Below are 26,547 nucleotides of genomic sequence, written 5' to 3'. Positions count from 1 at the left end.
CCGACAATTGAAGGAAAAGAACCCGGAGAAATGGGCCGCTTCTGTGGAGAAACTCAAAGTAACATTGCTCTGTAATTGGCTGAATTAGTTTGTATATTTCACTATTTGTGGCTTTAAAGGCCACAAATATCATATAAATTAGACTGATGGACAACGGTCAGTGTGCCTTGAACGTGAGATTACTGATTCTGCCGTTGATAAAAGTGTGAAGGAATACCTGATTCATGAGTTGGTGTATTCTCCCAAAAATCCTAATATCTTGGTACATTCCCTTCTAAGGGATATTGATTTTTTTGCTTTAGAATAGGAGGTGTATTTAAAATTTTCTCCACTCTAATGATTTATTTTTCTGAGTGTGTTTTTATTATGAAATGATAAACGAGGTGATAGGAAAAAATAATGAATAATACTCTGATTGATCCTAATGATACTTTATTCCTTTGGGCCTTTGTGATGATTGCTGCGACACTGGCTATTGTCATGGAACAGAGATATAAGTGGGCATCGAAAGTACCCGGTGCCATTATAGCATTGGTTATTGCTATTTTTGCATCCAATTTATATATAATACCGACCGAATCGGTAGTATACGATGCTGTTTGGCAATATATAGTGCCGCTGGCAATACCTTTATTATTATTTAAGGTTGATTTGCAAATTATTCTCAAAGAAAGTGGGAGGCTCCTTATATTATTCTTAATGTCTTCTGTCGCAACTATAATTGGTGCGGTTTTAGCATTTAAACTTCTTAGGAATTATATCCCTGAATTGGATAAAATCAGTGCTATGATTTCCGCGTCATACACTGGTGGTGGAGTGAATTTTGCGGCAATGGCGGCCAAGCTGGAACCCACTCAAAATATGACGGCATCTACTATCGTCGCTGATAATCTCGTAGTAGCTTTTTTTTTCATAATATTAATAGCGTTAGCGGGCTGGTCATTTGCAAGAAAGTTTTGGCGGAGTCCTTATTCTGAGGCTATAGCAAGTGATCCAAATTCAGATAAACCGAAATCTTTGGCGGGATCCTATTGGCAACCTAAGAACATTTCATTGAAGGATATTTCATTATCTTTAGCATGGGCTATCTTTATAGTCGTTATTTCGTTCAAATTATCGGCTTGGCTAAAAGTATTTTTAGGACAACCTGAAAATATCTATCAGGAATTATTTTTTAGTTTGATATCAGATAAATATCTTATTTTAACAACAATAACTTTCACTATGGCTTCGATATTCAAAAAGACCTTTAATAATTTAAGTGGTAGTCAGGAATTAGGAACTTATGCGATTTATATGTTCTTCGTTGTAATAGGTATTCCTGCTTCTATAAAATTAATTATTATCAATGCGCCTTTGTTATTTTTATTTGTATTTATTGTCGCAATGATTAATTTATTATTGACCCTTGGTGTAGGGAAATTATTTAAGTTTAATCTTGAGGAAATTATATTAGCGTGTAATGCAAATATTGGTGGTCCAACAACTGCTGCGGCGTTAGCTATTAGTAAAGGTTGGGTAAATTTAGTCGGGCCTATTATGGTTATTGGTACAGTAGGATATGTGATTGGTAACTATGTTGGCGCAATTGTTTATTTTATTGTTACAGAAATTTTATGATATTCTCAAGCGCTAAGTTTTTATCTATATTAAAAATTTAGTGCTTTTTAGATTAATTGTGATTATATCAACTTCTTATGATGTATTTATAGGGTTGAGTTATCATCTCTATGAAATGGTCATATAAAAACCTTGGAAGCCGAATGAAAATATTAATGATGATGTAAATAGTATTGAGAAATTCGTAAGATATTCTCTGTTTAAAATCACACTTAATAATAAAACAGAAGTAATCCATAGGTATTCTATCCTGGTAAAGAGATGAGAGTAAGTATATAAATTAATGTCTATATCGGTATGTCCTATATAATAACCAGCCAGAAAAGCAATCGTTGATAATATTATCAATCTTCAATGTCCTTGGTTGATTGACTTTTGACAGTTAACGATATGCTTTTATCTGGAGGCATATCGTTAACTGTACCTCTAAATCTGTCGGTTTATTATCTGAGTTCACTTTCGATTTTGAAGATGAATAAATAGGCTTGCTATTCAATTAGATACAGAAGCAGAATATCATTTCAAAAGTAGATAATAACGATTCCATTTAGGGATATTAAATATTTTCTTTAATCAATCGTTTAGCACTAAAGACAATAGTGCCTGACGGGCATAAATACCATTTTCCGCCTGTTGAAAATAATAGGCATGGGGGGTTTTATCCACATCAACAGAAATTTCATCAATACGTGGCAATGGATGCAAAATTTTGAGGTTCTCTTTCGCGCCTGTCAGATCGGCGGCACGCAGAACAAATTGCGCTTTTACATTGGCGTATTCTGATGGATCAAGGCGCTCTTTTTGCACACGAGTCATATAAAGGATGTCTAGTTCCGGTAATACTTCTTCTATGTTGGTATGCAGGCTGTAAGTTGCCCCTTTTTCATTCAGCATATGAAGAATATGATTTGGCATTGCCAATGCTTCCGGGGCGATAAAATAAAAATGGTTGCCATTAAATTTCGCCAACGCTTGTGACAGTGAATGAACCGTGCGGCCATATTTCAGGTCACCAACCATAGCAATATTTAGGCTATCCAACTGTTGCTGCGTTTCTTGAATAGTGAACAGATCCAGTAAAGTTTGAGTTGGATGTTGGTTAGCGCCGTCACCAGCATTGATAATCGGAGTATGACCGGAAAATTCGGAGGCCAGGCGCGGGGAACCTTCCTGCGGGTGACGCATCACGATAGCGTCAACATATTGGCTGATAACGGAAATGGTATCCGCCAGCGTTTCGCCTTTCTTACCCAGAGAAGTGTTGCTGCTGTCTGAAAAGCCAACCACGGAAGCGCCAAGGCGGTGGATTGCGGTTTCAAAAGAGAGGCGGGTACGAGTAGAGGCTTCAAAGAAACAGCTGGCGATAACCTTGTGTTTCAGCAATTCAGGCTGTGGTCTGGTTTTCAGTGTAGCAGCGGTTCGCAACACCAATTCCAGATCTTCGCGGCTCAGATCATTTATTGAGATGATATGTTTGCGATATAACGGATTAGCCATTTTTCACTCTCCTCTAATGCTGACATCCGGGGTGGTGATCATCAATTGATTACCGGGCAAAAAAAAACCCCTCAATGAGGGGCATTAAATGATTGGTTTAGCAACGGGAAAAACAATGATTGCTGCCTGCCTTTAGGCAGTTGCACCCGTACTTTAGCTTGATGAAAAGAGGTGCTGTTTTTCATAATTTCTCCCGGCAAATTGTCGCGCATTATACTCGTGAAAAATCTCACAGCAAGCGTTTGCCCGAAGAAAAATGATATTGGTTGGAGCGCCTCCTTACAGACATATCCCCGCAGATATCATAAGTGACTAGATTTTAAGATCACTTGCCAGTGTCGCTACCATTACCGCTTTTATGGTATGCAGACGATTTTCTGCCTGATCAAACACAATGCTATGCTTTGACTCAAAAACTTCATTGGTGACTTCCAGCCCTCCATACATATCAAATTCAGCGGCGAGTTGTTTGCCTAACGTCGTTTCTTCATCATGGAATGCGGGCAGGCAGTGCAGGAATTTTACCTGTGGGTTGCCTGTCATTTTCACCACATCCATATTCACCTGATAAGGTTTCAATAGGTTAACCCGTTGTTGCCAAACTTCTTTTGGCTCTCCCATAGAAACCCAGACATCGGTATAAAGAAAATCAGCGTCTTTAACCCCCTCAGGGACATTTTCAGTTAGTGTAATTTTCCCACCTGTTTTTTCGGCCAGTTTCTGACATTCAGCAACCAGTGCTGCATCTGGCCAGTACTGTTTAGGAGCAATCAGCCGAACATCCATGCCTGTCAATGCCGCGGCTTCTAACATGGTATTACCCATATTGTTACGGGCATCCCCCAAGTAGGCGAATTTGATTTCTGACAGCGGTTTCTCTGGTTGATGCTCCTGAATAGTCAGCAAATCTGCCAATAACTGAGTAGGATGAAATTCATCCGTCAGCCCATTCCATACAGGGACATCTGCATATTTTGCCAGGGCTTCAACCACTTTCTGAGCATAGCCGCGATATTGAATACCGTCATACATGCGGCCAAGTATACGGGCGGTATCCTTAATTGATTCTTTATGGCCAATCTGGCTACCACTGGAACCAAGATAGGTGATATTTGCCCCCTGATCGTAAGCGGCTACTTCAAATGAACAGCGGGTGCGGGTGGAGTCTTTTTCAAAAATCAGCACAATATTTTTACCTGTTAGCCAGGCTTTTTCTGTGCCGGATCTTTTAGTCGATTTTAATTCAGCCGCCAGTTTTAGGAAGACATGGATTTCTGCTGAGGAAAAATCAAGCAGTCTTAGGAAATTACGTTGATAGAATGGATTCATTGTTGGATATCTCCACATTTATTTTTTGCATTTAAATTCAATTTATATCTATAAAAATTCAATTTCAACTCCGCATTAGATTTCTTTGATGTAAACAGTGGTTAGCCTGCTTGTGGTGTGGGAGAATGAACGTTGGGACGGCCAACTGATTGAGGGTATTGGGTATGGCAAATCAAAAAGACTTAGAAGAACAACGCGAAGAAACACGCCTTATTATTGAAGAATTACTGGAAGATGGTAGTGATCCAGATGCGCTTTATGCCATTGAACACCACTTTTCTGCGGAAGATTTTAATCTGTTGGAAAAGGCGGCAGTTGAAGCCTTTAAGCTGGGTTATGAAGTGACTGACGCGGAAGAATTGGAAATCGAAGATGGTTCTATTCTGATGTGTTGTGATGTCATCAGAGAATGTGGGTTGAACGCTGAATTGATCGATGCTCAGGTTGAACAACTGGTAAATCTGGCTCAGAAGATGGGTGTCAATTATGACGGCTGGGGCACTTATTTCGAAGATCCTGATGAGCAAGATGAAGACGGCGAAGATGATTTGCCAGAGCAGGGTGAGACCAGACTTCATTAATAAAATCAGTTCGTTATAAATCTTGTGTTAGCCCTGGTCGTGGCTGATGCATGTAATTCAAAACAAAATAGTCCTTATATGCTTTTGCGAATAAGGACTATTGTATTTTAGTGGATTATTTTATCAAACCATGTTCTCTGACCTTTAAAAGAATCGTCCCTCTCCTGATTTGGTTTGCCTCATTGACTTCCCTTTTTAATTCTCGTCCCAGCTCATTAGAAACCAGATCGTTATGTTTTTCTGCGAGTTCTCCTAACTCTTTTGCGGTATGAACAACGTCGGTCACTTTCCATGCCAGAGACAGGCCTTTTGATGCCACTTTAGTTACTGAATGGAATTAATTTAAAGTTGTTTTTGGGTATAGATAATAATCAGGCATTGAAATTAAAAATAATTTAATTAAGATAAAACCGCCTCTTGCAAAAAGAGGCGGTTATTCTCTTATTTAGAAACGTCAGTGCCAAAATATTGAGTAGAAATACGCAAATAAGTGCCATCAGCTTTGATATCGGCTAACGCTTTATCGATAGCAGCTTGTAATTCTGGTTCGCCTTTTCGGATTAGAATACCAACTTGATCACCATTGGGTTCAGTTGCAACAATTTTTACCGGTGCATTGGGTTTGTGTTTCTTGAAGTCCAGATAGGAGAGATTATCGTTGATAGTAGCGTCGGCTCTGCCTGTAGCAACCAAATCAATTGACTGATTAAATCCTTCAGTAGGGACGATTTCTGCGCCGTGACGTTTTGCTAACTGCGCATAATTACTGGTCAGGCTGTGGCTTGATGTTTTACCTTTCAGGTCGTTGAACGTTTTAATACTGTCATTATTTTTGCGGGTGATAAGTACGGCTTTAGAAATAATATAAGGCGCAGAAAAGTCATATTTCTTTTTACGCTCTGGCGTAATAGCGACTTGATTAAGTACCGCATCATAGCGTTTGGCATCAAGTCCGGCAATAAGCCCATCCCATTTTCCTTCAGTGAATTCCGCTTTGACATTCAGACGGCGTGCGATTTCGCGACCAATATCAACATCAAAGCCGGTTAAGGTTCCTGAAGCATCGTGATAGGTAAATGGCGGATAGGTTCCTTCAGTAGCGATTTTAAACACGCCGGCTGATTTAATGTTATCAAGGCCAGACTCTGCACTGGCAGAATATGCAATGCCAAATTGAATGATGCCAGCCAATAATACGGTAAGGAATGCTTTCATTTTATTTCTCCAAACTGTCAGAAAATTTATTTAATCGTAATTGACTTGATGGATTCAACGCGCAATTACGGCAAGGTGTTTTTAACGGTGGGTTATATCTCCCAATCCGGTAAGGTATTCGTTAAAGTTGAAACAAATTCAACCGTCCGCTGCTTGAGGGGGTGGGTAAAAATCGTTTTCGATGTTCCCGATTCGACAATTTCGCCAGATTCTAAAAATATGACGTTGTAGGCAAGATTAGCTGCCAGACGCAGATCGTGTGTCGCCATCAACATCGTCGTTCCCTCTTTAGCCAATTGTTTCAATACAGCAACCACTTCCAGCGATAATTCCGGATCAAGCGCGGAAGTTGGCTCATCACACAATAACACTTTGGGGGAAGGCGCCAGTGCCCTGGCAATTGCTACACGCTGTTGCTGACCACCGGATAGTGTGGCAGGCAAGACATCGACTTTGTGTGACATGCCAACCTTTTCCAGTAGCTCAAGCGCTCGCTTTTTAGCCTCTTCAGGCGACCATTTCTGCACCCAAATAAGCCCTTCCATAATGTTTTCAATCACCGTCAGATGAGGGAAAAGCTGAAAATTTTGAAACACCATGCCGGTTTGCTGGCGGATCCGTTGTATATCCTTATGGGCAATGCGTTCTTTACCGATGAAGGTTATGCTTTCACTGCCGATTTGCAGCTTCCCGGCTTGGGGAGTTTCTAATAAGTTGATGCAGCGCAACAGCGTGCTTTTACCACTTCCTGATGGGCCAATTAGGGCGGTAAGACTGCCTTCCTCAATGGTAAGATCGATATTTTTCAGGATCTTTTGCCCATCAAAACTTTTTTCAATGCCGGAGAGCTGAATCATCTTTTAATTCCTTTGTATCACTCTGTTGCGAGAACTTCTTTTCCAGACGGGTTTGCAATGATGACAATACTGAACTGATTATCAGATAAAGTATTGCCGCCTCGGTATAAAGAATGAGAGGTTGATAAGTCACCGCAGCAATACGCTGTGCAGCAAGGAAAAGCTCCGGTACGGTAATGACTGAGGCTAATGAAGTATCTTTCACCAGTGAAATAAAGGTGTTTGAGAGTGGCGGAATGGCGATTCTCGCGGCTTGAGGCAGAATGATCCGACGTAATGATTGTGTCCAGCTCATACCAATAGAATAAGCCGCTTCCCATTGTCCTTTTGGTACTGACAATAAAGTGGCGCGAATCACCTCAGATGTATAGGCGCCAACATTTAGAGTGAAACCAATAACGGCTGAGGTAAATGCGCCCAGCGTAATGCCAACGCTAGGTAAGGCATAAAAAATTAGAAACAGTTGTACAAGTAACGGTGTACCACGGATCAGCCATACGTAGAATTTGACGACAGCAATAAGCGGTTTTGGCCCGTAAAGCCGGATTAGTGCAACGATAAACCCAAGTATAATACCAAGAGTAAAGGTAATAAGCGTCAGCGGAATAGTGAAAGTAAAGCCTGCATAAAGCATAGGCCAAAAAGAATCGAGTACTAAATTAAACCAGGAGGGCTCCATATACTTTCCCTATTGTGTAATATAAAAATATATTTATTTTTATGAGATTGTTTTAAATATCATATGGCAAGCTGGGAGTTTATATATATAAAATAAAGTTATATCATATTGTCATTTTAGATATATCAAAGAATTTGTATAAATCAATATATTTCATTTTTGATGAAAATATTCTCTGATTCTTCAATTCAACTGGATTAACGATAAAGTTCCCTGGTCAGAATTTGTATCCAACTTTGAGGGAACGAGTGTATTTGAGTAAGGTATGTTTCACTTATCGGGAGTATTGTCGCCAAAATATTGAGCCCAGATGCGCTGATAGGTGCCATCGGCTTTGATATCAACGATTGCTTTATCAATAGCTGCTTTTAGCTTTGACTCGCCTTGGCGGAGTAAAATTGCTGTTTGCCCTGCATTTGGATCAGATGCAACAATTTTCACTGGTGCATTTGGCTTGTGCTTCTTATAGTCCAGATAAGAGAGGCTATCGTTGATAGTGGCATCGGCTCTGCCGGTACTGACCAGTTCGATTTCTTGGCTAAATCCATTCGTGCCGATGATTTCCGCGCCATTATTTCTTGCTATCTGAGCGAAGTTGTTGGTCAGAGTATGTGCTGAGGTTTTGCCTCGCAAATCGCTGAATGTTTTTATGCTGTTGTTATCTTTATTGGTGATAAGTACGGCTTGAGATGTGATATAAGGAATAGAGAAATCATATTTTTTCTGGCGTTCAGGTGTAATTGCAATTTGATTAATAACAGCGTCGGAACGTCCGGCATCCAGTCCGGCAATAAGACCATCCCATTTTCCTTCAATAAATGTCGGTTTGACGTTTAACCGATGGGCAATTTCACGACCGATATCGACATCAAAACCAGTCAAAAAACCTGACGCGTCGCGATAGGTAAAAGGAGGATAGGCCCCTTCAGTTGCAATTCTGAATATGCCGGTGGATTGAATCTTATCAAGCGTTGATTCTGCATTAGCAGAATGTGCAAGACCGAATTGAACAGTACTTGCCAATAACAGGGTGAAAATTATTTTCATTTTATTTATCCAAATTATTAGAATTATTAAGTTATAATTTGATGTTTTACTGGTAATAATATATTTATTTGTGTGATTTTATTCCAGATATAATGTGAGAAATTTAATGATTTATATATAAAATAAAATTATATCATATTGTAATTTTAGATATATAGATGTAGAAAATTAATGAAATAAATATTTATTATATACATCCTTATTAATGAAATAGATGTTATTATTTTCAATATATTTGATGATGTTTATATAGAATGGGGTGAATTTACACTTTCTTATAAATTTTATCATTTATGTTTTGAATTAAAAAGCCACTGACAACGAATTGCAGTGGCTTTGATGAAAATTTACTTGTTGAGAATATTACAGCGCAGCAATGGTTTCCTTCTGAGCTAACAGCTTCTCTTTTGATGCATTACAAGTTGCCAAGCGTTCACGCTCTTTAGTAACAACGGCTTCAGGCGCCCGGCTGACAAAGCCTTCATTCGATAGTTTACCTTCAATACTGCCAATCTCTTTATCCAGCTTCTCAATCTCTTTATCCAAACGGCTCAACTCGGCTTGTCTATCGACTAAGCCCGCCATTGGGATTAACACCTCTGCGCCATTAATCAGCTTGGTTACAGAAACCGGAGCTTTTTCACCCGCAGACAGAATGGTGACAGAAGAGAGGCGGCCCATTGCCTGAATAAAATTCAGATTTTCTGCTACACGACGTTGCGCGCCAGCATCAGCATTACGCAGCAGAGCTTCTAATGGTTTACCTGGGGCGATGTTCATTTCAGCACGGATATTACGTACTGCAATAATCGCTTCTTTAATCCATTCCAGATCGGTCAGTGCCAATTCATCCGCTTTCGCCAGATCAAATTCTGGGAACGGTTGCAACATAAGGGTATCTGCTTCAATCCCCTTAACTATTTTCACCCGCTGCCAAATGGTTTCGGTGATAAATGGAATAATAGGATGAGCCAGACGCAATAACCCTTCCAGAACTTCAACCAAAGTATGACGGGCACCACGAACTTCTGTTTCTGAACCTTTGTTGATTGCTGGTTTAGACAGCTCCAGATACCAGTCACAGAACTGATTCCAGGTGAATTCATAAAGAATATTGGCAGCCATATCAAAACGATAGGTATCCAGTGCTTCACGATAGGTTTTTACTGTCTGGTTAAATTCAGCCAGGATCCAGCGATCAGCCAGTGACAGCACCATTTCGCCGCCATTTTGGCCGCAATCCTGACCTTCCGTATTCATCAATACAAAACGGCTGGCGTTCCACAGTTTGTTACAGAAATTACGGTAACCTTGCAGGCGCTTCATATCCCAGTTGATATCACGACCTGTAGAGGCCAATGCCGCCAGTGTAAAGCGCAGGGCATCGGTACCGTGAGATTCAATACCCGCCGGAAATTGCTTTTCTGTACGTTTGCGGATTTTTTCAGCCAATTGTGGTTGCATCATATTGCCGGTACGTTTTTCCAGCAGGTCTTCTAGGGAAATACCGTCAACCATATCCAGCGGGTCAATCACATTCCCTTTGGATTTGGACATCTTCTGGCCTTCGTCATCCCGGATAAGGCCGGTCATGTAGACAGTCTTAAATGGAACTTGAGGTTTGCCATTTTCATCTTTGATGAAATGCATGGTCATCATGATCATACGGGCAATCCAGAAGAAGATGATGTCAAAGCCACTTACCAACACGTCCGTTGGATGGAAAGTTTTCAGCGCTTCAGTTTGTTCAGGCCAGCCAAGGGTAGAAAAAGTCCACAGACCGGAAGAGAACCAAGTATCCAGTACATCTTCATCCTGGTTTAGGGCGACATCTGTACCCAGATTATTTTCACGACGTACTTCTTCTTCGTTGCGGCCTACATAGACATTACCTTCAGCGTCATACCACGCCGGAATACGGTGGCCCCACCACAATTGACGGGAGATACACCAATCCTGAATATCGCGCATCCAAGAGTAATACATATTTTCATATTGCTTAGGTACGAACTGGATATCGCCATTTTCAACGGCTTCGATAGCCACTTTCGCCATAGGCGCTGTACGGACATACCACTGATCAGTCAGCATTGGCTCAATAACCACACCGCCACGATCGCCATAAGGAACGGTCAGATCGTGAGCTTTGACTTCGACCAGCAGACCCAGTTTTTCAAACTCAGCAACCATCGCTTTACGGGCGGCAAAACGCTCCATGCCCCGGTATTCAACCGGAATATCAGAACTGTAAACATCAGAAATCTCACCATTGGTATCGAAAACTTCTGCTTCATTACGGATATTGCCATCAAGTGTCATGATATTGATCATTGTCAGAGTATGCCGTTTACCCACTTCATAGTCATTGAAGTCATGGGCAGGCGTGATTTTCACGCAACCGGTGCCTTTTTCCATATCCGCGTGTTCATCACCGACAATAGGAATGCGGCGATTAACCAATGGCAGAATGATCTCTTTACCGATTAAATCCTTATAACGCGGATCTTCCGGGTTAACTGCTACGCCGGTATCGCCCAGCATAGTTTCAGGCCGGGTAGTTGCAACGATCAGATAATCTTTACCTTCTGCGGTTGTTACGCCGTCAGCCAGCGGATAACGCAGATGCCACATAGAACCTTTAACTTCCCGATTCTCAACTTCCAGATCAGAAATTGCAGTGTGCAGTTTCGGGTCCCAGTTAACCAGACGTTTGCCCCGGTAAATCAGGTTTTCTTTATATAAACGGACAAAAGCTTCTTTTACGGCGTTGGACAGGCCTTCATCCATGGTAAAACGTTCACGCTCCCAGTCAACAGAGTTACCCAGACGGCGCATCTGATTGGTAATCGTGCCGCCGGATTCGGCTTTCCACTGCCAGATTTTATCGATAAAAGCATCGCGGCCATAATCGTGACGGGTTTTGCCTTCTTCTGCGGCGATCTTACGTTCAACTACCATTTGAGTAGCAATACCTGCATGGTCAGTACCGGATTGCCACAAGGTGTTTTTACCCTGCATCCGCTGATAACGGATCATCGTATCCATAATGGTTTGCTGGAACGCATGGCCCATATGCAGACTGCCAGTTACATTTGGCGGCGGGATAACAATGCAGAAGCTTTCGCGGCTGGTGTCACCATTAGGTTTGAAATAACCACTGTTCTCCCAATGGGTATAAAGAGGCTGCTCAATTTCTTTAGGATTGTAAGTTTTATCGAGAGATGGCTCGGATTGCGTTTGATTAGCGGGTGTTTTTTCCATTTTATCTTGATACTTAGTATGTTGGCGGCGTTGCCATGGTCAAATTAAAGCCGACGCTGCGATATGTTTTATATCGTTCACGCGCCAACTGTTTCAAATTTTCATCTATAGGAACGAAGTCTATCACTTCATGGAAAGCGGTGGCAAAGTCTGCAAAGTGCGGCAGCAAATTTATCAGGATATCACGGGGTGCATTTCCCCGTTTTTGTGGCCAACATAACTCAACCGGAGCGCCATATCTTGGCCCTTCACCCGCGAGGTTATGCGGGACGAACTGATGAGGTTCCTGTTGCCATAAAGCTTCATCTAACTTTTCTGCCTGTTGTTGATCTTTACAAGCAATTAGCACCCGCTTTCCTGCTCGCCATTGGTCAGCCGCAAGTTGACATGCCAGCCATTCGTGAGCCTGCAAATCCTCTTGAGGTGATGGCTGTTCCAGTAAATAAAACGTGGCACTTTTCATAATGTCTCTGTTACGAAAAAAGGGCATTGTAAATGCCCTTTAATAAGCGGGGGAGATCAAATCAATCGTCGTTATTGATACCAGCATTGCCTGCACGATTTAACAGGAATTGCGACAGTAATGCAACCGGGCGGCCTGTTGCGCCTTTTGTTTTACCTGAACGCCATGCAGTACCAGCGATATCCAGATGTGCCCAGTGATATTTTGTGGCGAAGCGGGACAGGAAGCAGGCTGCGGTAATTGCACCACCCCCACTGCCGCCGGTATTTGCCAGATCGGCGAAATTAGAATCGATTTGCTCAAGAAACTCATCGGTCATTGGCAGGCGCCATGCGCGATCGCCTGATTGTTCAGAAGCATTTAGCAGCTCATGAGCCAGTGGGTTATGGTTGGATAGCAATCCACTGTAATGATTACCCAGAGCAGTGATGCAAGCGCCAGTCAGCGTGGCGATATCAATGACCAGTTCCGGATCAAAACGTTCAACGTAGGTTAATGCATCACACAGAACCAGCCGGCCTTCCGCATCAGTATTGAGCACTTCCACAGTTTGACCAGATAGAGTGGTTAAAATATCTCCTGGGCGGTAAGCACGGCCTCCGGGCATATTCTCACAGCCTGCCATAACACCGATAACATTGAGTGGTAGTTGCAACTCAGCAACTACACGCATAACACCATAAACGGTTGCAGCACCACACATATCGTATTTCATCTCATCCATGCCACCCGCAGGTTTGATTGAAATACCACCGGAGTCAAAAGTCAGGCCCTTGCCAACCAGAACAATGGGTTTGGCATTTTTATCCGGACTGCCTTTATATTCCATGACAGACATTAGTGATTCATTCTGAGAACCCTGACCAACAGCCAGATAGGCGTTCATTCCCAGTTCTTTCATCTGCTCTTCACCAATGACTTTGGTTGTAATATGACTATTGGCAGAATCTGCGAGTTGGCGTGCCTGAGAGGCCAGGTAAGCTGCGTTACAGATATTTGGCGGCATATTGCTAAGATCTTTGGTCGCTTTGATACCGGCAGCAATGGCAAGACCGTGTTGGATTGCACGTTCACCGCTAGTCAGCTCCCGGCGAGTCGGAACATTGAAGACCATTTTACGCAGTGGGCGACGCAACTCATTTTTATTACTTTTAAGCTGGTCGAAAACATAGAGAGATTCTTTGGCTGTTTCTACCGCTTGGCGTACTTTCCAGTAATTATTGCGGCCTTTAACATGCAACTCTGTTAAGAAGCAGACCGCTTCCATTGAACCTGTTTCATTAAGGGTGTTGATCGTTTTATGGACAATTTGTTTATACTGACGTTCATCCAGTTCTCGCTCTTTACCGCAGCCGATGAGCAAAATACGTTCAGATAACACATTGGGAACATGATGCAGCAGCAGAGATTGACCAACTTTGCCTTCTAGTTCACCACGGCGCAGCAAAGCGCTGATATAACCATCACTTATTTTATCGAGCTGTTCGGCAATAGGGGAAAGACGGCGGGGTTCGAAAACGCCGACAATGATACACGCACTGCGTTGTTTCTCCGGACTACCGCTTTTTACACTAAATTCCATGCGTTCTCCTGAATCTTAAAGACAAAGACGGACGCTATCGTTAAAATACAGCGTTCCGCATTAATCTACCCCATAGAAAGTTCACTCTTTATGTTAAGCTAAACGCACTACTTAATAATTGTTTAGCTAACTATTTAAGTATGTTCTGATTGGGAACCTAAATAAATATGAAATGCTTCGAGAACATTTTAGCAATAGGGAAGCCAAACTGATGCATATAATAAATAGTAGATATACAATGAAGTTAGCCATTTTCCTGCAAAAAGACAAGTTTTCACAGGCGTAATAAGCGTGATCATTATTAGATATCTGGTACGGGAAACTCTGAAAAGCCAAGTTGCGATACTCTTTATCCTTTTACTGATTTTTTTCTGTCAAAAATTAGTAGAAATTCTGGGTGCGGCAGTGGAAGGAAACGTCCCGGCAAATTTGGTTTTATCCTTGTTAGGGCTGGGTGTGCCTGAAATGGCGCAGCTTATTTTACCCCTGAGTCTTTTTCTTGGGGTGTTGATGACTTTCAGCAAACTCTATACTGAAAGTGAAATTACTGTTATGCATGCGTGTGGCTTGGGCAAACGCGTGTTGGTGGTTTCGGCGTTTATTCTGGCGTTGTTGACTTCCGCACTGGCGGCGGTGAATGTCATTTGGGCGATGCCGTGGTCCTCAATATATCAGGAGCATGTGCTGGCTGACGCCAAGGCTAACCCAAGCCTGGCGGCGATAATGGAAGGAAGATTCAAACCTTCTAATAACGGTAATTTGGTGCTCTATATTGGTAACGTGCACGGCGACAAATTCGAAAACGTATTTCTTGCCCAGCTTCGTCCGGTTGATAACCAGCGTCCCTCAGTTGTGATCTCGGATGGTGGTCATATGGTGGAACGGCCTGATGGCAAACAGATGGTTGTCCTTAACCACGGTACCCGTTACGAAGGTACTGCAATGCTGCGGGATTTCAGAATTACCGAATTCAATGATTATCAAGCGGTTGTTGGGCACCAGTCTGCAACTGTAGATGGCGATAAAATTGAACAAAAGTCCATGACTCAGTTATGGCAAAATGATGATAAAGATTCCCGTGCTGAGTTCCATTGGCGCTTGACCCTGGTGCTCTCGGTATTGATTATGACGATGATGGTTGTACCGTTAAGCGCGGTGAACCCACGTCAGGGCCGGGTACTCAGCATGTTGCCTGCGATGCTGCTTTACCTGATCTTCTTCTTACTGCAAAGCTCCCTGCGTTCTAACGGTAGCAAAGGCAAATTGGATCCGATGATCTGGATGTGGGCGGTTAACGGGTCTTATCTGATGCTGGCGCTGATTCTCAATACTTGGGATACCGTACCGATGCGCAGGATTCGGGCCCGTTTCAAAGGTAGAATCAAAGGTAGAGGAGTAGCCTGATGTTTGGTGTATTGGATCGTTATATTGGGCGGACTATTCTACAAACCATTCTGATGACACTATTTATGCTGGTATCACTCTCCGGCATTATTAAGTTTGTTGACGAGTTGAGAAGAGTGGGGCGGGGAGAATATACCACTCTTTCCGCTGGTCTTTATGCTTTGCTGAGTGTGCCGAAAGATATTCAGATATTCTTCCCGATGGCAGCTTTACTTGGGGCCTTACTTGGGCTTGGCACGCTGGCAACCCGCAGTGAGCTGGTGGTTATGCAGGCTTCTGGTTTTACCCGTATGCAGGTTGCTGGCGCAGTCATGAAAACGGCAATTCCGCTGGTTATCCTGACTATGGTTATTGGTGAATGGATTGCGCCACAAGGTGAACAGATGGCACGTAACTACCGGGCTCAGAAGATATTTGGTGGTTCTTTGGTTTCAACAACCAAAGGCATGTGGGCGAAAGACGGGGCTGATTTTATCTACATCCAGCAGTTAACGAGTGATACAGAGATTAAAGGCGTCAATATCTATCATTTTGATGATGATAAAAAACTACTCTCTGTAAGATATGCAGCCAGTGCTGTTTATGATGAAGATAGTGACTTGTGGAAGCTTTCCCAGGTGGAAGAATCTGACCTGACAGACAGCAAAAAAATCACGGGATCACAGAGTATATCAGGTGACTGGAAAACCCGGCTGACACCACAAAAATTGGGTGTTGTCGCGCTCGACCCTGACGCGCTTTCCATCAGTGGTTTGTATCAGTACATCAAGTATCTCAAACAGAGTGAGCAGGAGTCAGGGCGTTATCAATTGAATATGTGGAAAAAGATATTTGCCCCACTTTCAGTTGCGGTAATGATGTTGATGGCGCTCTCTTTCATCTTCGGACCGCTGCGCACCGTACCGATGGGTGTTAAGATAATAACGGGGATCAGCTTCGGCTTCTTATTTTATGTCCTCAACGAGATCTTTGGTCCACTGAGTCTGGTTTACAGTATGCCGGCAGTTCTTGCAGCGCTGCTACCAAGTTTTCTGTTCCTTACTGTGAGTGTTTATTTACTGCTTAAGAGACAGTAACTTTTAGCAATCGTGGTGCGGGTGATAGGAACCATATTAGAGAAGCCGCAGGGATGGAGAACTAAGCGGGAAACTCCATCCCAGGTATCTTGATTTATAAAACTCAGATTCAAGTTTGTTTGTGATTCCTCGACAATGCAGTTACTAGTTGATTAACTCCGGTCGTTACACTGCTGAACTTACTGCGTTGTTTCCGGGTAATCACCACAAATACTCCGATATTTTGCTCGGGGATCATTGCCATATACGTATTGAACCCACCGCCGCCGCCGGTTTTCTGATAAATGCCTGGTACATCGCCACGGGAGTTCATGTAAACCCAGCCAAGGCCGATGCCATCTGCCTGACCGGCAACATCCATCCCTTTAATTGAAGCCAGAGCGGAACGCTTAAAATAAACTCCCTGCTCACGGCTGGCGGTCTGCTTACGTAACTGACTGTCTGATGACAAAAACTGCTGCATCCAGAGTTGCATATCTCTTGGCGTTGAATAAATTCCACCACTACCTGCTGCTGCAACAGTATTAAGGCATGGGCTGGATTTATCACTTTCCATCAGACGGGCGCACTGAGAGCGGCTTGGTGTCAGTGTCGTGTCTTTCATGTAATAAGGGCCAGTGATCTTATCGTGCAATAAGCGGGTATATGGCTTACCTGCGGCCTTAGCGAGCGCATCCGCTAATAAATCGTAAGCCAGATTGGAATAGGATACAGTTGTGCTTGGAGATACATCTAATTGAGCCGTTTTCAACCAAGTCCAGCGATTGGCTTGTGTAGGCCAGACAAAAACAGGGCGTCCCCATTGACCTCCCGGCTGTTCACGAGGTAAACCACTGGTATGGCTTGCCAGGTGGAACAACCGGATAGGCTGAAGAGGGCTGTATTGAGGCACTCTCACGCCATAATAGCTGTAATCCTGCAATGGATCGGTGGAACGCAGAACCTTATCCTCTTCCAGCTTGATCATAATCTCACTGGTCATCAGCTTAGTCAGTGAGGCGATGCGTATAACTGAATCAGGTTTAGGACGGATGCCGTTTCCCGGACGGGTTTCACCGAAGCTGCGGTAAACCGCCTGATTATTATCAATCACCACCATCGCCATGCCTTGGGCATTACTGCCATTAAAAATATCCTGCGCGTACTGATCAACCAATTGCGAAGCTAGCTTTTTAGTTCTCGCGTTTCCTTCAAACACCTCCCATTTCAATGGTTGTTTCTTTGATTGCAGAAACTTTGGCGAATAGGTCTTATCGGAAGAAGAACAGGCTGCGAGAGCCAACACCATGGCAGAAACAGGGAAGATCTTAAAAAACTGTTTATTCATTTTGAATTAACCAATCAGGCATACTTCCAGTGAACTCACGGACAGGATAGAGATATCAAAATACGGTTACTTATTCTTTTTAAACAGCATCATCAACGCGCCAATGACAATACCCAAAAAGATACCGGCGCCAATCCAGCTAATAATCGTCATAACCATTTACCTCATAGTGAATTATCATCCAGATTATATAAGGTGATTATAAGTTGTCTATCGGCGTCAGGTGTTTCAGCCCATTATGGTGATATAAAACTGCTTTAGGTTTTTTTCGGTTTGTTGTGAGCAGGTGCTGAGTAGGAGGATTAATTTCAGACCGAAAAGATATTGCTGAGTATGCTTTATACTTGTTTGGGGCTTTTGTGTTTAAGAATTGAACGTGCATTTGCATGGAATAGATGAAAATGATCTTTTTTTCGACGGTTAAACTAAATCAGTAGGATAACTATTGCTAACAGATCACTGACAGGTATAATGGCCTCGTTCTCCGCATACTACTTCAGTGCCGAAGTGGCGAAATCGGTAGACGCAGTTGATTCAAAATCAACCGCCTTCGGGTGTGCCGGTTCGAGTCCGGCCTTCGGCACCAACAGAACATCAATGGACGTCAACTGACGTCTTTTTTTGTGCCTCAAATCCAGTATCCGCAAGGCTTTCCTCGCTTTTTCACTCAACCTAAGTCAACCTGATTCAATCTGCATCAACTTACTGATGCGGGTACAACTGCGGGTATATCGCGGTTCGATAATGTTTGTACCACACAGAACCCTTGAAAGGATACTCATCATGGCTCTGAGTGATGTGAAAGTTCGTTCGGCTAAGCCTGAAGTAAAAGCCTATAAGCTGACTGACGGCGAAGGTATGGTTTTGCTGGTTCACCCTAACGGTTCCAAATATTGGCGGCTACGTTATCGCTTTGGCGGCAAAGAGAAGATGCTGGCGTTGGGGAAATATCCTGAAGTTTCGCTGGCGGATGCCAGGGCACGCCGGGACGAAGCGCGTAAGCTGTTAGCTAACGGCGTCGATCCCAGTGAAAACAAGAAAGCCGTTAAGGTAGAACAAGAGCAGGAAGCGATAACGTTTGAAGTGGTCGCCAGAGACTGGCATGCCAGTAATCAGAAGTGGTTCGCATCGCATAGTGCTCGTGTATTGAAAAGCCTGGAGGATAATCTCTTTGCTGCCATTGGTAAGCGGAACATTGCAGAACTGAAAACGCGAGACCTACTTGTACCCATCAAAGCAGTCGAGTCATCCGGGCGTCTTGAAGTCGCCGCCCGTTTACAACAACGCACTACAGCGATTATGCGTTTTGCTGTGCAGAGCGGCTTAATCGACTACAACCCCGCGCAAGAGATTGCCGGTGCGGTAGCTACGGCGAAAAGGCAGCACCGTGCTGCTCTGGAGCTTAACCGCATACCTGAATTACTTCACCGCATTGATCATTACTCCGGCAGGCGTTAAGCATTCTCAGCGTGGTTCGAAGATGCGGACTCCTCATCTTGTTCCCTTGTCGCGGCAGGCTCTAGCCATTTTGGAACAGATCAAAAGCATGAGTGGGAATCGAGAGCTGATTTTTGTTGGTGATCACGATCCGCGCAAGCCGATGAGTGAAAACACGGTAAATAAAGCACTGCGTGTAATGGGCTACGATACGAAAGTTGAAGTGTGCGGTCATGGTTTCAGAACCATGGCTTGTAGTTCATTAATTGAATCAGGATTGTGGTCGAAGGATGCGGTTGAGCGGCAAATGAGCCATCAGGAGCGTAGCTCTGTACGGGCGGCTTACATCCATAAGGCTGAACACTTGGGGGAGCGTAGGCTGATGGTGCAGTGGTGGGGGGATTATCTTGATGAAAATCGGGAAAAGGGGATTAGTCCGTTTGACTTTGCTAAGTTGAATAAGGGCTGATTAAAAGGGCTTCTATAAGGCGCGCCTCAGGCATGCCTTATTTTTTTGCTTATTTTGGTGTTTGCAAGTTATTGGCTCAGCTGTGCTATTGCAGATTTTGCAATGTACTGATTTTGAACAAGGGTCAAAGACACTGCTCCGCAAGCAGGGCATAATACAGTTATTAATCATTAGTACGGTTTCGTCTGCTATGAGCACAATCACCCCCCACTACCGTAACGTACAACAGTTGCTGCAAAGCCAATCCTTTTCTATCGATGAGTATCAGCGTGAGTACAAGTGGGAGAAGGAGAACATTGATGAGCTTTTGTCTGATCTTCAGGGGAAATTCTTCAACTACTACAAGCAGGGCGATGAAACCAGTGCTATTAGTAACTATGGAGAGTATTTTCTTGGCTCTATCATTGTCAGCAAACGCAACAACAAAAACTACCTGATCGATGGCCAGCAGCGAGTCACCTCTTTGACATTGTTGCTGATTTGCCTTTACCGATCTGCCGAGGAACAGAGGCTGCCGGTAGCCCAAACCTTAGCCCCTCTTATTTTCAGCGACAACCTCGGTAATCCCAAGTTCAACCTCGACATCTCTGAGCGGCTTCCTGTTATCAATGCCCTATTCAAGGGGGAAGCGTTCAATCCGGATGGTAAAGATGAATCCATCCAAACCATGTTCGCCCGTTATAACGATATTGAGGCAAACGACCTGATGGCAGAGATAGGAAATGCATTGCCACATTTCATCTACTGGTTGCTGACACGGGTAGGTTTGATAGAGATTGCCACCGATAACGACAGTTATGCCTACGCCATTTTTGAAACGATGAATGATCGGGGTAAGCCGCTTAGCCCAGTAGATATGTTGAAGGCATATTTATTGGCTCCGATTGAAGAACAGGATGCGCGACTACAGGCTAATCAAATCTGGAAACAGCAAGTCCTGGAGTTGATCGGTTCGGTCTTTCACCGCTGGGTGCGCGAAAACAACTCTCGCTTAGGTTTGGGGAAAGCTCAGGAGAACCAGAAAATGATGGCTGTAAGCTTTCCATTTTTTGCCAAAGCGTACCGACGAATCCTAAATAGCAGCAAACATTACACACCGAAGCTACGAGTGGTTTACTACAACGCACACAATGATTTTACTTGGCAAAATACGGTGCTCTTGGCATCGTTAATAGAAACTGACGATGATGAGACTGTAGACCGCAAACTGGCGGTCACAGCTACTTATTTGGACATCTGGCTAATGCGTCGGGTAGTGAATTATGTCCGGGTTGGATATTCTAGCGTGTCTTACGCTATGTGGTTATTGTGCAGGGATATCAGGCGTAAACCGTTATTGGAGTTGGTAGCTATCCTCCAGAAGAAGCTCGCAGATGATGATGTTACGTTCTCTGGCTATGCAGTAAAAGGGCGAACGGGCATTGACGGTTTAGGGCTCAATCAGTTCAGTCGTCGTTATATCTACCATCTTCTGGCACGTCTGACAGAAGCGACTGAGATCGGCGCAGGGAGCACTGAAACATTTGATCGATTGGTGAACCGTACTCTCAAGAATCCATTCGACATCGAACATATTTGGGCTGATGATTACGAAATTGTGAAAGATCAGTTCAGCACTGAGCAGGAATTTCAGGATTGGCGCAATCATGTTGCGTCACTTTTGCTCTTACCAGCAGATGTTAACCGGAGCTTGCAGGACAAGCTGTTTCCGCTGAAGCGGGGGCACTATGCCAAACAGAACTTCTATGCTGCAAGTTTGGACACTACTGCTTACGAACATCAGCCACAGTTTCAGCAGTTTGCGACCCAATATGAGTTGCCTTTCAAATCTGCTGAAGTATTTGATAAAGCAGAACAACAGGCACGCCGGAAACTGATTGCGGGATTAGTAGAAATAATTTGGTCACCAAATCGTTTATTTGAGGCTGCCCATGTCTGAGCAACCACTACAGAACTCACTTTTTGAGGACGATTACCTGCTACGGGAGCTTGGGCAGGTAGCACATGTTCCACAGGTTGCTTTAACAGAGTTAGTTGCCAACGCCTGGGATGCTGGAGCGTCACGAGTAGACTTGGTTTTACCTACCGAAATAGGTGGAATATTGACTGTGACAGACGATGGCCATGGTATGACTCCGGAGCAATTTAAAAAGCGTTGGATGACATTGCGCTACACCCGCGAGAAGTATCAAGGTTTCAATGTCGAGTTCCCTGCCGGACGAACGGCCCGCCCGCGAAAAGCTTACGGTCGCAATGGTATTGGCCGCCATGGCTTACTTTGTTTTGCTGACGAATACGAAGTGAAAACCTGGCGCGATGGTATTTTGGCAACCTTCATTGTTGGCACCGGAGCTGGTTCAAGCCCTTTCGTGTGCCGAAGTGAGACTGAGGAGAAACACATAGGCTGCGGTACACGGTTGCAGGTACAGGTGACACGCAAACTGCCCGATGCCGATGAAATACTCACAGTATTATCCGCCCGCTTCATCTACGATCCTGAGTTCGAGGTGCGTGTTAATGGCAAGTTGCGCCCCTTTACTGAGATTAATGGGCGAATAAGTGAAGAAACCCTGTACCTCAGTGCTGGACGTCATGCCAAAGTTGTTGTCATCGACTCAACTCGTCTGAATCATTCTTCTTTGCACCAAGGAATCGCATTTTGGGTACAACACAGATTAGTTGGAACCCCGTCATGGGCGGTTGGACAGATAGCCAATTTCGATGGACGTACTCGCTTTGCCCGGCGTTACAAGGTGATCGTTGACACAGAAGGTTTCGAATCTGATGTTGAACAAGACTGGACCGCTTTTCGTGTCACTGATGCCGTAAATGAATTATATCAGGCTACAGCTGAGCACATTCGTGAGGTTGCACAGAGGCTTGCTGTAGAATTTATTGAAATTACATCAGAGGACGCTCTGATGCAAAACCGCTCAGAGTTAGCAACCTTGGGTCAGGGGGCCCGCTTGGGAGTGGCTGAATTCACTACAGCGGTTGCCCAAGAACATCCGACTGTCTCCCCAGAATTTCTTGCCACAGCAGTTAAGGCGCTTATTCATCTTGAAAAGACCAAGAGCGGAGCCGCATTACTGGAAAAGCTTGCTACTTTGCAGCACGATGATATAGAGGGCTTAGATCGGTTACTGGCTGAATGGACAGTCAAGGATGCGTTGCGGGTCCTTGATGAAATTGACAGTCGACTCAGCGTGGTAGAAACAATTCAGCGTTTGGCTGATGATCCTGATACGGATGAGTTACACACTCTACATCCATTGATTTTACGTTCTCGTTGGTTGTTTGGTCCTGAATTCGAATCGCAGGAATATTGCTCGAATATGACATTACAATCTGTAGCCCGCGAACTATTCAAAAGTCATGATGCTCAATTTATAAACGAGCGCAATCGTCCTGATATTGTAGTTTTGCCTGAAAAAACAACGTGGCAAATGACTGGCATCGAGTCATTTGATCCAGTAGATGTGTCTCTTGTTCAAATGCAACAGGTTTTGGTAATTGAACTGAAGAAAGGCGGATTTGAGCTCACAAGAAAAGAAGTGAATCAAGCTGATGGCTATGTACAGGACATTGCAGCATCAGGTTTGATAACAGGAACACCATTTATTAACGCTTGGGTCGTTGGGCAAAAGGTAGCGGCTGGTGTTGCCCGTGAGAAAGTTGTTGGTGATGGAGAACGCAATCCGTATGGGAGAGTTCGCGCTACGACTTTTGGTTCTTTGGTTGGAACAGCTAATGCTCGATTGATGAAACTACGCTATGTTTTGGCAGACAGGTACGAAAGCACATCTACAGATGACCTTATCAATCGAGTGTTATGTCAACCCGTTCAGTCAGGCTTGAAATTTAAATAAGCATGAAAAGAATTTACTTCACCTCAGCGGACAAATTATATCCGCACTATGAAGCTTGTTCATAGCTGAGGGTTGGCGTCGCTGAGGTTAATATGTTGCCTTACAAGGTTGAGGACCTTTAAGGTTTAGACCTTCTGGATTTTTTTAACCCATTACAACTGTTACTAAAAAGCTGACATACCCTAAAGGATTACTGATGGCCGTTAATCAGGCAAAAATATTTGAACAACTCGAGCAACTTACCCGTGAATTGGACCGTGATGAGTTCATTTATGGTTTTATGGCAGCCTTTGACTTTCCTAAAGCAACGATCACACAGGTTCGACAAGGTAGTAGCCGTAATATCGCAAAGGAAGCCGGTCATGTTGGTTTGAAAAATAAACTCTATTTTCAAAGCCTCAATGACAAAGAAGACCTTGATGAGGCTTTTGAGCGACGTATCGCTGATCCAGTAATAGCTAAAAATAAGATTCGTTTTGTATTAGTTACTGATTTTGTGAGATTTTTAGCCTGGGATACATGTAGCAAAGAGAGGCTCGATATTGAGCTAGATGAGCTTTATAGCAACTATGGTTTTTTCTTACCTTTAGCTGGTTTAGAAAAGGCAATTATAAGTAGTGAGAACCCCGCAGATGTTAAAGCTGCAGAGAAGATGGGCAAGCTGTTTGATCTCATTCGTGTTCACAATGATCTCAGTAAACCAGAAGATATTCATGCGCTTAACGTCTTCCTGACACGTTTGCTATTCTGTCTGTTCGCCGAAGATACAGGTATATTTGAACCAGCTCAGTTCACCTCTGCGATCAAGAGTTACACCGAGGAAGATGGTAGCGATCTCGATACCTTCCTGTATCAATTATTCACCGTCCTTAACGCCGCTCCAGCTAGCCAGCAACGACAAAAGATACCTACTCATTTAGCGGCATTTCCTTATGTAAATGGTGGGCTTTTTTCCACTGACGAGCCTATTCCAGAACTAGGCAAAAAGGGCCGTAAAATACTGCTTGAATGTGGCACGATGGACTGGAGTGAAATAAACCCTGATATCTTTGGCAGTATGTTCCAGGCAGTAATTGATGTCGAACAACGTAGTCGTTTAGGCCAGCACTATACTTCGTACAGCAACATAATGAAGGTGATAAAGCCGCTGTTCCTTGAGCCTTTAGAAACTGAGCTTAATAAACAACGTCGTAGCGCAAAAGGTTTAAAGGCTCTACTGGTTCGTTTGTCCAAAATAAAGATATTTGATCCTGCCTGCGGGTCAGGAAACTTTCTAATCGTATCTTACAAAGAATTACGCAAGTTAGAGATGAAAGTCATTGATGCTCTGAAAGAGCTGGAACCACAAGGTTTTTCGATGAGTGGGCTACATCTTTCACAGTTTTATGGTATCGAAATTGACGACTTCGCTTGCGAAATAGCTCGGTTATCCCTCTGGCTGGCCGAACATCAATTAAACAGCCAGTGGGAACAAGCGTTTGGATTTGCTCCCCCTGCATTGCCTTTACGTGAAAGTGGCAATATCCATAGCGGAAACAGCCTTCAACTTGATTGGGCTTTAGTATGTCCAAAGGGATCTGAGGATGAGGTATATATTATTGGAAATCCGCCTTTTTTAGGTACCTTGGGGCGAACAGAAGAACAGAAATCAGATATGCAGGCCGTTTTTAGCGGGTTTAAATCACTAGGCTATCTTGATTACGTGGCTTGCTGGTTCTGGAAAGGTGCTCAATACATACAACAATCTCGCGCTGAGCTGGCTGTAGCGAGCCGCATAAATTGAAAAAGCGCGTCATTTAAATTGATAAAATTTCTGCGCCGCGCTTTTTATCAAAACATGTGGTTTATTTAGCCTCTTTTATAGTCAATAATTGACTGCATTTCACTCGTTTCTTTCTACATTCCTACAAACACTCATTTTGAACGTTAATTGATCTAAAAAAGCCGTCTGAGCGATCTATACAAATGGAAGCATTGTAAGTCAGCGTGAGGTTTTCCGCACACTCACACATAGAGCTAATTTTGATAAATACAATTTATTCTATGTGCGGCGACGGAATTTACATGTCAAAGATCGGTTATATCCGGGTGTCAACAAATGACCAAAATAGCGATTTACAAAAAAATGCGTTGATGAGTATAAATTGCGAACAAATTTTTGAGGATAAATTAAGTGGAAAAACAACTAACAGACCCGGTTTAAAGCAGGCTTTAAGGCAACTTAAAAAAGGGGATACTTTAGTTGTTTGGAAATTGGATAGACTGGGACGTAGTGTAAAACATTTGGTCGATTTAGTTTCTAATTTAAATGAGCGAGGTATTCATTTTCAGAGTCTGACTGACAGTATTGATACCGGTACAGCTATGGGGAGATTCTTCTTTCACGTCATGAGTGCACTGGCAGAAATGGAGCGGGAATTGATAGTTGAAAGGACAATCGCTGGATTAATAGCTGCTCGTGCGCAAGGGAGGATTGGAGGTAGACCAGCAGCGCTGTCAGTTGCTGAACAACAACAAGCTGCTAGATTGCTAGTAAAAGGTCACACACGTAAACAGCTATCGCTAATTTACGATGTTTCACTCTCTACTATTTATAAATATTTACCAATAGAGAAAACCAGACAAGAACAGCTAAAATAAACCACATGTTTTGATAAAAAGCGCGGCGCAGAAATTTTATCAATTTAAATGACGCGCTTTTTCAATTTATGCGGCTCGCTACACTCATTGATAAAACGGGATGATAAAGAGCGTGCTGGTGGCAGATTAGGGTAATTATTAATAAAGCCACGGATCTGTTCTGGTGTCACCAGAGCTAAATCTTGTGTTAGTTC

19 protein-coding genes, 1 tRNA gene and 1 pseudogene are annotated in these 26,547 nt (G+C 43.4%); 10 read left to right on the top strand and 11 right to left on the bottom strand.

From position 1 onward, the window contains the following. The first annotated feature begins 399 nt into the window (after positions 1-399). Entirely contained in the window at positions 400-1,620 is a 1,221-nt protein-coding gene (locus ABR397_RS16570; RefSeq protein WP_350306721.1) for a DUF819 family protein, read from the top strand. Between the two features lie 573 nt (positions 1,621-2,193). Here the strand turns inward: ABR397_RS16570 and pyrB are convergent. Both pyrB and argF read right to left on the bottom strand, forming a co-directional pair. Further along, a complete protein-coding gene (gene pyrB / locus ABR397_RS16565; protein WP_350306720.1) occupies positions 2,194-3,117 on the bottom strand; it encodes an aspartate carbamoyltransferase in 924 nt (307 codons plus the stop codon). A gap of 312 nt (positions 3,118-3,429) precedes the next feature. Next, positions 3,430-4,446: an ornithine carbamoyltransferase gene (gene argF, locus ABR397_RS16560; protein WP_350306719.1), complete on the bottom strand. Its 1,017-nt coding sequence runs from the start codon at positions 4,444-4,446 to the stop codon at positions 3,430-3,432. Positions 4,447-4,610: 164 nt separating this feature from the next. Here argF and rraB point away from each other — a divergent pair, with 164 nt between their 5' ends. Further along, positions 4,611-5,027, top strand: a complete 417-nt coding sequence (rraB, locus tag ABR397_RS16555) for a ribonuclease E inhibitor RraB (protein WP_350306718.1) — start codon at positions 4,611-4,613, stop codon at positions 5,025-5,027. Positions 5,028-5,142: 115 nt separating this feature from the next. On the opposite strand, the gene ABR397_RS16550 is transcribed toward rraB, so the two are convergent. The 8 genes from ABR397_RS16550 to pepA form a co-directional block, all read right to left on the bottom strand. Beyond that, complete coding sequence (locus ABR397_RS16550; protein ID WP_350306717.1) at positions 5,143-5,346, bottom strand: hypothetical protein; 204 nt, start codon at positions 5,344-5,346, stop codon at positions 5,143-5,145. A gap of 122 nt (positions 5,347-5,468) precedes the next feature. After that, on the bottom strand, positions 5,469-6,242 hold the full coding sequence (locus ABR397_RS16545) for an amino acid ABC transporter substrate-binding protein (RefSeq protein WP_350306716.1): 774 nt from the start codon (positions 6,240-6,242) through the stop codon (positions 5,469-5,471). Positions 6,243-6,334: 92 nt separating this feature from the next. Then, positions 6,335-7,099 (bottom strand): amino acid ABC transporter ATP-binding protein, encoded by a 765-nt coding sequence (locus ABR397_RS16540; RefSeq protein ID WP_350306715.1) that lies wholly within the window; start codon positions 7,097-7,099, stop codon positions 6,335-6,337. Further along, entirely contained in the window at positions 7,077-7,778 is a 702-nt protein-coding gene (locus tag ABR397_RS16535) for an amino acid ABC transporter permease (RefSeq protein ID WP_021324943.1), read from the bottom strand. The genes ABR397_RS16540 and ABR397_RS16535 overlap by 23 nt, the downstream gene beginning before the upstream one ends. A 270-nt stretch (positions 7,779-8,048) precedes the next feature. Then, a complete protein-coding gene (locus tag ABR397_RS16530; protein WP_350306714.1) occupies positions 8,049-8,825 on the bottom strand; it encodes an amino acid ABC transporter substrate-binding protein in 777 nt (258 codons plus the stop codon). A 363-nt stretch (positions 8,826-9,188) separates the two neighbouring features. Beyond that, complete coding sequence (locus ABR397_RS16525) at positions 9,189-12,086, bottom strand: valine--tRNA ligase (RefSeq protein WP_350306713.1); 2,898 nt, start codon at positions 12,084-12,086, stop codon at positions 9,189-9,191. A 13-nt stretch (positions 12,087-12,099) separates the two neighbouring features. Further along, positions 12,100-12,549 carry a DNA polymerase III subunit chi gene (locus ABR397_RS16520; RefSeq protein WP_350306712.1) on the bottom strand — a complete coding sequence of 150 codons (450 nt, stop codon included), beginning with the start codon at positions 12,547-12,549 and terminating at the stop codon, positions 12,100-12,102. Between the two features lie 61 nt (positions 12,550-12,610). Continuing rightward, positions 12,611-14,131: a leucyl aminopeptidase gene (gene pepA, locus ABR397_RS16515; RefSeq protein ID WP_350306711.1), complete on the bottom strand. Its 1,521-nt coding sequence runs from the start codon at positions 14,129-14,131 to the stop codon at positions 12,611-12,613. Between the two features lie 291 nt (positions 14,132-14,422). On the opposite strand from pepA, the gene lptF reads away from it, so the two are divergent. Both lptF and lptG read left to right on the top strand, forming a co-directional pair. After that, positions 14,423-15,535, top strand: coding sequence for an LPS export ABC transporter permease LptF (gene lptF / locus ABR397_RS16510; RefSeq protein ID WP_350306710.1), 1,113 nt, complete (start codon positions 14,423-14,425; stop codon positions 15,533-15,535). Next, positions 15,535-16,611 (top strand): LPS export ABC transporter permease LptG, encoded by a 1,077-nt coding sequence (lptG, locus tag ABR397_RS16505; RefSeq protein WP_350306709.1) that lies wholly within the window; start codon positions 15,535-15,537, stop codon positions 16,609-16,611. Before lptF ends, lptG begins: the two co-directional genes overlap by 1 nt. 109 nt (positions 16,612-16,720) lie before the next feature. On the opposite strand, the gene ampH is transcribed toward lptG, so the two are convergent. Then, on the bottom strand, positions 16,721-17,938 hold the full coding sequence (gene ampH, locus ABR397_RS16500) for a D-alanyl-D-alanine-carboxypeptidase/endopeptidase AmpH (protein WP_350306708.1): 1,218 nt from the start codon (positions 17,936-17,938) through the stop codon (positions 16,721-16,723). 501 nt (positions 17,939-18,439) lie between these two features. Here ampH and ABR397_RS16495 point away from each other — a divergent pair. The 6 genes and pseudogenes from ABR397_RS16495 (at position 18,440) to ABR397_RS16470 (ending at position 26,353) form a co-directional block, all read left to right on the top strand. Further along, a tRNA-Leu gene (locus tag ABR397_RS16495) sits at positions 18,440-18,524 on the top strand. A 197-nt stretch (positions 18,525-18,721) separates the two neighbouring features. After that, a pseudogene (locus tag ABR397_RS16490) lies at positions 18,722-19,844 on the top strand (tyrosine-type recombinase/integrase). Between the two features lie 154 nt (positions 19,845-19,998). After that, positions 19,999-21,783, top strand: coding sequence for a DUF262 domain-containing protein (locus tag ABR397_RS16485; protein WP_350306737.1), 1,785 nt, complete (start codon positions 19,999-20,001; stop codon positions 21,781-21,783). Continuing rightward, complete coding sequence (locus ABR397_RS16480) at positions 21,764-23,713, top strand: ATP-binding protein (protein WP_350306707.1); 1,950 nt, start codon at positions 21,764-21,766, stop codon at positions 23,711-23,713. Before ABR397_RS16485 ends, ABR397_RS16480 begins: the two co-directional genes overlap by 20 nt. A gap of 196 nt (positions 23,714-23,909) precedes the next feature. Beyond that, positions 23,910-25,496, top strand: a complete 1,587-nt coding sequence (locus ABR397_RS16475) for a DNA methyltransferase (protein ID WP_350306706.1) — start codon at positions 23,910-23,912, stop codon at positions 25,494-25,496. A 281-nt stretch (positions 25,497-25,777) separates the two neighbouring features. Next, positions 25,778-26,353 carry a recombinase family protein gene (locus ABR397_RS16470; RefSeq protein WP_350306705.1) on the top strand — a complete coding sequence of 192 codons (576 nt, stop codon included), beginning with the start codon at positions 25,778-25,780 and terminating at the stop codon, positions 26,351-26,353. Positions 26,354-26,547 lie beyond the last annotated feature (194 nt).

The organism is Photorhabdus viridis (genome assembly GCF_040256935.1).
GTDB classification, from domain to species: domain Bacteria; phylum Pseudomonadota; class Gammaproteobacteria; order Enterobacterales; family Enterobacteriaceae; genus Photorhabdus; species Photorhabdus viridis.
The sequence above is the reverse complement of the archived record's forward strand: the minus strand, read 5'-3'. Positions and strand labels throughout refer to the sequence as shown.

What these genes read in the sequence shown, in the direction of transcription:
- ABR397_RS16570 (WP_350306721.1), top strand. Translation starts at nt 400, where the DNA reads ATGAATAATACTCTGATTGATCCTAATGATACTTTATTCCTTTGGGCC.
- pyrB (WP_350306720.1), bottom strand. Translation starts at nt 3,117, where the DNA reads ATGGCTAATCCGTTATATCGCAAACATATCATCTCAATAAATGATCTG.
- argF (WP_350306719.1), bottom strand. Translation starts at nt 4,446, where the DNA reads ATGAATCCATTCTATCAACGTAATTTCCTAAGACTGCTTGATTTTTCC.
- rraB (WP_350306718.1), top strand. Translation starts at nt 4,611, where the DNA reads ATGGCAAATCAAAAAGACTTAGAAGAACAACGCGAAGAAACACGCCTT.
- ABR397_RS16545 (WP_350306716.1), bottom strand. Translation starts at nt 6,242, where the DNA reads ATGAAAGCATTCCTTACCGTATTATTGGCTGGCATCATTCAATTTGGC.
- ABR397_RS16540 (WP_350306715.1), bottom strand. Translation starts at nt 7,099, where the DNA reads ATGATTCAGCTCTCCGGCATTGAAAAAAGTTTTGATGGGCAAAAGATC.
- ABR397_RS16535 (WP_021324943.1), bottom strand. Translation starts at nt 7,778, where the DNA reads ATGGAGCCCTCCTGGTTTAATTTAGTACTCGATTCTTTTTGGCCTATG.
- ABR397_RS16530 (WP_350306714.1), bottom strand. Translation starts at nt 8,825, where the DNA reads ATGAAAATAATTTTCACCCTGTTATTGGCAAGTACTGTTCAATTCGGT.
- ABR397_RS16525 (WP_350306713.1), bottom strand. Translation starts at nt 12,086, where the DNA reads ATGGAAAAAACACCCGCTAATCAAACGCAATCCGAGCCATCTCTCGAT.
- ABR397_RS16520 (WP_350306712.1), bottom strand. Translation starts at nt 12,549, where the DNA reads ATGAAAAGTGCCACGTTTTATTTACTGGAACAGCCATCACCTCAAGAG.
- pepA (WP_350306711.1), bottom strand. Translation starts at nt 14,131, where the DNA reads ATGGAATTTAGTGTAAAAAGCGGTAGTCCGGAGAAACAACGCAGTGCG.
- lptG (WP_350306709.1), top strand. Translation starts at nt 15,535, where the DNA reads ATGTTTGGTGTATTGGATCGTTATATTGGGCGGACTATTCTACAAACC.
- ampH (WP_350306708.1), bottom strand. Translation starts at nt 17,938, where the DNA reads ATGAATAAACAGTTTTTTAAGATCTTCCCTGTTTCTGCCATGGTGTTG.
- ABR397_RS16475 (WP_350306706.1), top strand. Translation starts at nt 23,910, where the DNA reads ATGGCCGTTAATCAGGCAAAAATATTTGAACAACTCGAGCAACTTACC.
- ABR397_RS16470 (WP_350306705.1), top strand. Translation starts at nt 25,778, where the DNA reads ATGTCAAAGATCGGTTATATCCGGGTGTCAACAAATGACCAAAATAGC.